General features: G+C 71.9%; 7 protein-coding genes and 1 pseudogene. 1 reads left to right on the top strand and 7 read right to left on the bottom strand.

Annotated elements, in window-relative coordinates:
* The 5 genes from VFO68_RS08910 to VFO68_RS08890 all read right to left on the bottom strand — a co-directional run.
* Positions 1-645: hypothetical protein (locus tag VFO68_RS08910; protein ID WP_325157713.1), on the bottom strand; the 645-nt coding region annotated here is incomplete at its 3' end.
* The gene (locus VFO68_RS08905; RefSeq protein ID WP_325157712.1) at positions 645-1544 is read right to left on the bottom strand and encodes an alpha/beta fold hydrolase; all 900 of its coding nucleotides are present in this window, start codon (positions 1542-1544) and stop codon (positions 645-647) included. The genes VFO68_RS08905 and VFO68_RS08910, both read right to left, overlap by 1 nt.
* 28 nt (positions 1545-1572) lie before the next feature.
* A complete protein-coding gene (locus tag VFO68_RS08900) occupies positions 1573-2985 on the bottom strand; it encodes an FAD-dependent oxidoreductase (RefSeq protein ID WP_325157711.1) in 1413 nt (470 codons plus the stop codon).
* 211 nt (positions 2986-3196) lie between these two features.
* Complete coding sequence (locus VFO68_RS08895; protein WP_325157710.1) at positions 3197-3880, bottom strand: hypothetical protein; 684 nt, start codon at positions 3878-3880, stop codon at positions 3197-3199.
* A complete protein-coding gene (locus VFO68_RS08890) occupies positions 3877-4323 on the bottom strand; it encodes a pyruvoyl-dependent arginine decarboxylase (RefSeq protein ID WP_325157709.1) in 447 nt (148 codons plus the stop codon). Before VFO68_RS08890 ends, VFO68_RS08895 begins: the two co-directional genes overlap by 4 nt.
* 138 nt (positions 4324-4461) lie before the next feature.
* Between VFO68_RS08890 and VFO68_RS08885 the strand changes: the two genes are divergently transcribed.
* Entirely contained in the window at positions 4462-6525 is a 2064-nt protein-coding gene (locus tag VFO68_RS08885; protein ID WP_325157708.1) for an AAA family ATPase, read from the top strand.
* A 74-nt stretch (positions 6526-6599) separates the two neighbouring features.
* Here VFO68_RS08885 and VFO68_RS08880 read toward each other — a convergent pair.
* A pseudogene (locus VFO68_RS08880) lies at positions 6600-6785 on the bottom strand (helix-turn-helix domain-containing protein); the annotation flags it as partial.
* A partial coding sequence (locus VFO68_RS08875; protein ID WP_325157714.1) for a hypothetical protein occupies positions 6709-6904 on the bottom strand: 196 nt, incomplete at its 5' end. The gene VFO68_RS08875 and the pseudogene VFO68_RS08880, both read right to left, overlap by 77 nt.

The following is a 6904-nucleotide window of genomic DNA, read 5'->3' as shown; positions in this document are numbered from 1 at the left end:
GGTGAACGCCGGAAGCGTGGTATGCAGGGGCATCTCCTCCGCGGTCGATGGCGGCCGGTAGCCGCGATCGCCGGTACCGTGCACGTACATCACCGGTACGGCGGCGGGCTGGCTGCCGACGTCGGCCAACCGTTTGCGGTAGGCGTCGGCCTTCTCGGGATCCAGAGCCTTGCCCACCGCCGCGAAACCGCGGAAGCGGGTGAGGAGGTCGGAGTTCATCAGCTGCCACACCATGCCGCCCCCGTTGGAGAACCCGGCGGCGTAGACGAGGTCGGGATCAGCGGTGACGTCGGTGACGGCGGCTGAGCCGGTGGGGTACGGCCGGGTCGTGATCTCGGTGACGAGGGCCGCCACGAAGTCCAGGTCGTAGCTGGGCAGTCCGCTGTCGCCGGCGGTGAGGTGCGCCCACTCGCCGCTCAGGCGGTGGTCGGCCTCGGGGAACACGAGGAGGTAGTCCTCGAGCGGGACGGGGACCGGGTTCGGCGGGTCGACACCCCACCGCGCCGCGATGGTGGCGACGTCCTGGCCGCCACCGTGGAACACGATGATGGCCGGAACGGTCGCCTGGCAGGGGTTGGCCGGAACCTGCACGTGGTAGATGCGGCCGATCGTGGCCGACACGACCTGATCGCGGAGCAGAGACATCACGATCCTCTCAACTGTTGGAACGGGCGGGTGTGCCCGCGTGCGGCGCTACGTGGATGCGCCGGCCGGGCCGCCGTGGAGCCGCGGTGTTGGCCGAGGAAGTCCAGTAGCAACGTGTTGAGCGCCTCGGGAGCCTCCAGTTGCATCCAGTGCCCGACGTGGTCGAGGCGTTCGTATCGCCAGGGACCGGCGACATACGGCGCCGAGGCGGTCATCGCCTCCTCGGTCAGGGCGCGGTCGTCGCTGCTCCACGCGCCCATGACCGGCGCCTGCACCGGTGGCAGTGGCGGAGGCGGGTCGATCAGCCAGTTCGGGGGCAGGATGGCCCGGTAGAGGTTGAGACTGGCGGTCAGCGCCTCCGGGTCGGCCAGGCGTTCGGCGACCGCTTCGATGTCGGGGTGCGACGACCATTCGCGCAGGTTGCGGAAGTTGTCGGCGCGCAGCCACTGCTCGGCGACGCCGGGGAACTGGAACAGCAGCATGTACCACGACAGTTCCCGCTGACGCCACCCGGCGGTCCGCAACGCGGCGGGGTGGCCGACCGACAGGGCGGTGAGGGTGGCGACCCGGTCGGGGGCCAGGGCCGCGGTGAGCCAGCCGATGGCGGCGCCCCAGTCGTGACCGATCAGATGCGCCCGGTCGATGGCCAGGTGATCGAGCAGGCCGATCAGATCGCCGACCATGGTAGGGGCGGTGTACGCGTCGACGGCGGTGGGGCGGCCGGAGCCGCCGAACCCCCGCAGGTCGGGCGTGATCACCCGGTAGCCCGCGGCGAGCAGCGCCGCGACCTGGTGCCGCCACACGGCTTTGGTGTCCGGCCAGCCGTGCAGCAGCACGACCGGTGGGCCGGTGCCGCTGTCGTGTACGTCGATGAGGATGTCGTCCAGTTGGATCAGCACAGCAGTCTCCACAGTGGATTGTCGGCGGTCAGGCGCCGAGAGCGGCGAGCAGTTCCGGCCGTCGGGGGCCGGGGAGGGGGTAGTTGGGGGCCTGGCCGCCGAGTGTGATGATCTTCTCGGCCAGCCCGGGTTCGGCGAGGACCTCGTCGGTGGTGGCCAGCAGCGACAACAGCGACTGGTAGGCACGCGCGATGTCGGGGGCGGTGCGGCCGGCGGCGAAGGCGGCCAGGCTGAACGCCCATCCCGGGTCGTCGGTCTCGTAGGGCACGCCGTCGGCGTCGGCGTCGAGTTCGGCCAGCCGGTGCCGGTCGTACCACAACGTGGCGCGGTACAGCGGCTCGACGGCCGCGGCGGTCCACTCGTGGAACCGACGCACCAGCTTGTCGTGATCGTCCGCGCCGGCCTCGCGCAGCACGTCGCGGAGCCCGATGGCGTGCAGCAGGCCGATGGTGGCGCCGCGGCCGAGGGACGGGTTGGTGCACGCCCACGCGTCGCCGACCGTGACGACGCCGGTGGCGACCGGGTGGCCGTCCACGACGAGATCCCGGTGCCGGTCCTCGATGCCGGCCAGCACGTCCACGCCGGTGATGGGTTCCCCGTCGCCCCAGTGTGCGACGTCGGGATACAGGGCGAGGGCGGCGTCCCAGCGGACCGGGTCGCGCAGTGACCGCATCGCCCGGTCCCGGCTGCTGGTGACGAGCGTGACCCCCCAGGTGCCGTTGTCTGCGGGCAGGGTCAGGACCGTCATCGACTCGTGGCGTTGCAGGACGCTGGTACGCCCTTCCGGCAGTGCCCCGGTGCGGCTCCGGAAGTGCCGGCCGTAGTAGACGAAGCCGCAGTCGGCGCGCTCTTCGGCCGGCCGACGCGCACCGACGGCCCGCAGCCACGACGCGAGGGCTGATCGGCGGCCACCGCAGTCGACCACGAGATCGGCCCGCAGGGTGTGGCCTCCCTCGGCCAGCACCCCGGTGACCCGCGGGACCGACCCGCCGATCGACGGGTCGGTGAGCAGCCCGGTGACGGTCACGCCACGCCGGATGGTGACACCGGCCGTTCCGGCGGCGACGCCGGCCAGGGCGGCCTCCAGCACGGGTCGGCGCGCGGTGACGGTCTCGAACCGGTCGTCGCCCTCGCGCCACAGGCCGCGCTGGGGCAGCGGCAGCATCCCCAGCAGGTTCGTCCGCAGCCCGCCGGCCGCTTCCAACTCGTGCAGCACCTCCGGCAGTTCGCGGTCCATCTCGATGCGCCACCGCGGCAGCATCAGGTGCGACAGCCGGAACTGGTTGACCCCGGGCCGCTGCCACGCCTGCCACGCCTGCGCGGCCGGCGTCGACTCGGCCGGATCGCGTTCCAGCACCGTCACGGTATGGCCGTCGCGGGCGAGCAACAGCGCGGCCGACAAACCACACATGCCAGCGCCGAGAACAAGAATCTGTGCCACTGTGAACCTCCGGATCAGTTGGAGCGATGCACGCAGGATCGTCCGCCCGGGCTCTCACTTGCCAGGTCAGATGGTCGCCAATGCGTGTCCACGCTCGGCGCCATCGGCCGAAGACCGTCACCGACGACACAGGCACCCGAAGTCGGTGTCCGAGTGCGCGGGCCGGGGTGCCGGCCGTCGACCCGGACCAGTTCGGTCATCTTCCGTCGGGTCAGGTCCTCCCGGGTGACGGCGTCGTCGTCGGTGGGGTTGCTGAGTCCCTCGCATTGCAGGGTGTGGCGGACGAACGGTCGCCAGTCGTGACGCGGGGTTCGGCGGTGTGGTAGTAGCCGGTGGGGTATTCCGCCGGTGCCCAGTCGGTGTCGAACGAGGCGTACCGGCGGCGGCGACGGAGGAACACCGAGGTGAGGCGGGCGAGGCCGAAGACGTACAGGGCCGCGCCGAGATTCGCGCCGCCCAGGAAGACGATCGCATCGGTGGAGGTGATCGCGTCGGTGACGGCGGCGGCGCCGAAGGCAGCCGCGTAGTACGGCACCTCCAGGGCGACCTCGGTGCCGATGTACCCGACGGCCGCCGCCAGCCGCGGCGCGCGCGGGTTGCTGGTTCGGCGTCGGGTCACGTCGTAGGCCGCCTTGGACAGTGCGTTGGTGCTGATTCCCGTCGCCGCCAGCAGCAGCCCGTTCGCCCGCATGTTGGTCCGCAGGCCGAGCCCCCAGGCCCCGTAGGTCACGACCAGAAACGCTGTCGCCCAGGGTTGATCGAGGCTTCCGAGCAGCCCGGAGGCGACCAGGGAAACTCCGGCGGCTGCCGCGCAGGCGTCCAACGCGTAGGCCGATACCGCGGTGGCGGCGAGGCTGACCGCCCAGTTCCGCAACCCGGCGACCCGTCCGTTCATGCGCACGCCGTCGCCGCGGCCGGCCTGCCGGCCGAGATCCAGGCGGCGGACTCGAACACCGCGACCACCGGCGCGCAGGCCGGGTCGTCGACGCAGCGCACGCCCGCCACCTCGATCCCGATAGACGGGAAGCTGAGGCCGCGATTGCGGCCGACGGCCTCCAGCGAGGTCCCGGAGGCGTCCCGCACCCAGCCGACGCCCGCCCATGCCTGCGCACCCGGCACCGCGGTCCGCGCCTGTGCCACCACGCAGTACAACCGGTCATCCCAGCCGCCCGGCGTGCGGCCGATCCGGTCGACCCGCTCGACGGAGCTGGCCGGCGGCAGCACCGAGCTGAGGTAGATCAGATCCCGGTCGGCGACACCGGCCCCCACCGGCGCGGCATCGAAGGCGGCCAGCTCGGTCGGGCCGCGACCGACGGCACTCGCCACTGGTGCGATCATCAGAACCTCCGGTCGATGGGGTGACCCGCCGAGGATCGGCCGGGTAGGCGCTCACCCACCAGGTCAGAACGTCGTCAATGGCTGTTCAAACGCCGCTCGGCGGCGGACAGTGGAACCGACCCGGTTGGAGATGACGGCATGTCTACGCACCTCGGCGATCTGTTGGAAACCGCGCGACGGCAACACTTCGTGGGACGCCACACCGAGCTGGCCAGCTTCGATGACGCCGTCGCCGGGCGCTCGCCGCGGCGGGTGCTGTTCGTCCACGGCCAAGGCGGCATCGGCAAGACCACCCTGCTGCAGGAGTTCCGGGTCCGGGCGCAGGCGGCCGGCCGCGGCGTCGTGCAGATCGACGGTCGCGATGTCGACCCGTCGCCCGAGGGCCTCGACGCGGCCGCCCGGCGGGCTCTCGACTGTCACGACGGTCGGCAACCGACGGCGGAGCTGTTGGCCGGCGCGGTCCTGCTCATCGACGGCTACGAGGAGCTCGCCCCGATCGACGGGTGGCTGCGCGGCGAGCTGATCCCGGGGCTGCGCGCCGAGTCCGTCGTGGTGCTGGCCGGCCGCGATCCGCCCGCCCCGCCCTGGCGCACCGACATCGGCTGGCGGCAGCTGGTGGCCGTGCACCGCCTCGACCCGTTCGACCCGACCGAGAGCGGGGAACTGCTCGCCCACGCCGGCGTCGCCGCACCGCTGCGGCAGCGGCTGCGCACGCTCGGCCGGGGGCATCCGCTGACCATGGCCCTGCTCGCCGACCTCGCCGCGACCGGCGACGTGCCCGACACCCTCGCCGACGCACCGGACCTCATCTCGGCACTGCTGGAGTCGTTCCTTCGTGACGTCCCCAGCGACGCGCACCTGACCGGCCTGACCACCTGCGCGATCGCCTGGCTGACCACCGAGGACCTCCTCACCCAGCTGATCGGCGCGGACGCGCCGGCGGTGTGGCAGTGGCTGACCCGACGACCGTTCATCACCACAGGCCCACGGGGGCTGTTCACCCACGACCTCGCCCGTGACGTGCTGGACGCCGAGTTCCAACGCCGCGCACCCGAGCGGTACCGCGCAACGCGGTGGACCATCTACACACGCGCGGTGACCGGCCTGCGTGCCGGCCCCAGCCTGGACCGGCCGTTGCACGCTCAACAGTTGGTCTACCTGATGCGAACCAGTCCGTTCACCACCGCGATCTCAGCCCTGCGGGCGCAGGGCACCGCCACCGTCGTACCGGCCCGCCCGGACGAACGCGAGCGCGTGTGCTCACTTATCGAACAGTTCGAGGGACCGGCCAGCGCCGAGCTCGCCCGCGGCTGGCTCGGCGAACAGCCCGACCACCTCAGCGTGGTGCGCACCGGTGACGGCGTCGCCGGGTTCGCCCACCACCTGTTCTGTCCCGGCGGCGGGGCGATGGAAGACCGTGATCCGATCGTGCGCGCCATCCTCGACCACGTCATGCGGGAAGGACCGACCCGCCCGGGGGAGCTCATCGACATCGTGCGCTTCGCCGGCGGCGCCCGCGATCACCAGCGCGACCTGTACGCCGTTCTGGCCACCAGCGCCTCCAGCACCATCGAGTGGGTGACCCGCCCGCTGGCCTGGTCGTTCGCCGTCACCATCGACGTCGAGTACTGGGGGCCGTTCTTCGACTACCTCGCCTTCGCCCGACTGGTCGAGGTCGACATCGGCGGCCTGCGGCACGTCGCGTACGGCATCGACTGGCGCCGCTTCCCGGTCGACGCGTGGTTCGATCTGATGCACGAACGCGGCCGCTCCGGCGCCACCGGACCGCCGCCAGCCGCTCTGGTCCGCCCGCCACCACTGAACCGCGCCCGCTTCGCCGCCGCGGTCAAGACGGCGCTGCAGACGCTGAACCGCCCCGACCAACTCGCCACCAACCCACTTCTCGGTTCGAAGCTGGCCGCCACAACCAGCGGGCCGAACGCCGACCAGCTCCGGGCGACCATCGAAGACGCCGTCGCGTGCCTGGCAAACGAACCCAGAGGCGACCAACTCCGCGCCGTCCTGCATCGCACGTACCTGCGCCCCGCCCCCACCCAGGAAGCCGCCGCCGAGGTCCTCGACCTGCCCCTGAGCACGTACCGCCGACATCTGGCCAGGGCACTCGAGCACCTCACCGACCTGCTCTGGACCGTCGAAATCGGCGACGTACGCCTGTCGACGCGACCGGGACTGTCCCGCTGACGGCTCGACCCGCCAGGCGTAGCACGGCCCGGCCCACCTGCCCTCGCGCGCGGCCGCCCCGCTCCCGTACGAACTCAGCGCGTGCGGTCGAGTGGTCCGGCGGCGGAGCGGTCGGGTGTGCCTTTTGTCCGCTTCACAGTTGAGGGGTGTCTCGCCGTCGGGGTGATGCGTACGGTCAACAGGTCACCTGGTTGGCACTGAAGCTGCTGGCACAGGGCGCTCAGGGTGCTGAACCGGATGGCACGCGCCCGGCCGTTCCGACTCGGCGCGCATCGTGTATCCCCGCTTGACCACCTCGGCGACCGCGAACAGTCCAAACTCGACCAGGAACCAGTGCGCGGGCAGCTGCGAGAATCCCACGACACCGTCGACGATCCCC

The organism is Actinophytocola sp. (assembly GCF_035712165.1).
GTDB lineage: Bacteria > Actinomycetota > Actinomycetes > Mycobacteriales > Pseudonocardiaceae > DASYTH01.
The sequence above is the reverse complement of the archived record's forward strand: the minus strand, read 5'-3'. Positions and strand labels throughout refer to the sequence as shown.

Coding starts and splice junctions, on each gene's coding strand:
- VFO68_RS08895 (WP_325157710.1), bottom strand. CDS start 3,880: ATGAACGGACGGGTCGCCGGGTTGCGGAACTGGGCGGTCAGCCTCGCC.
- VFO68_RS08890 (WP_325157709.1), bottom strand. CDS start 4,323: ATGATCGCACCAGTGGCGAGTGCCGTCGGTCGCGGCCCGACCGAGCTG.
- VFO68_RS08885 (WP_325157708.1), top strand. CDS start 4,462: ATGTCTACGCACCTCGGCGATCTGTTGGAAACCGCGCGACGGCAACAC.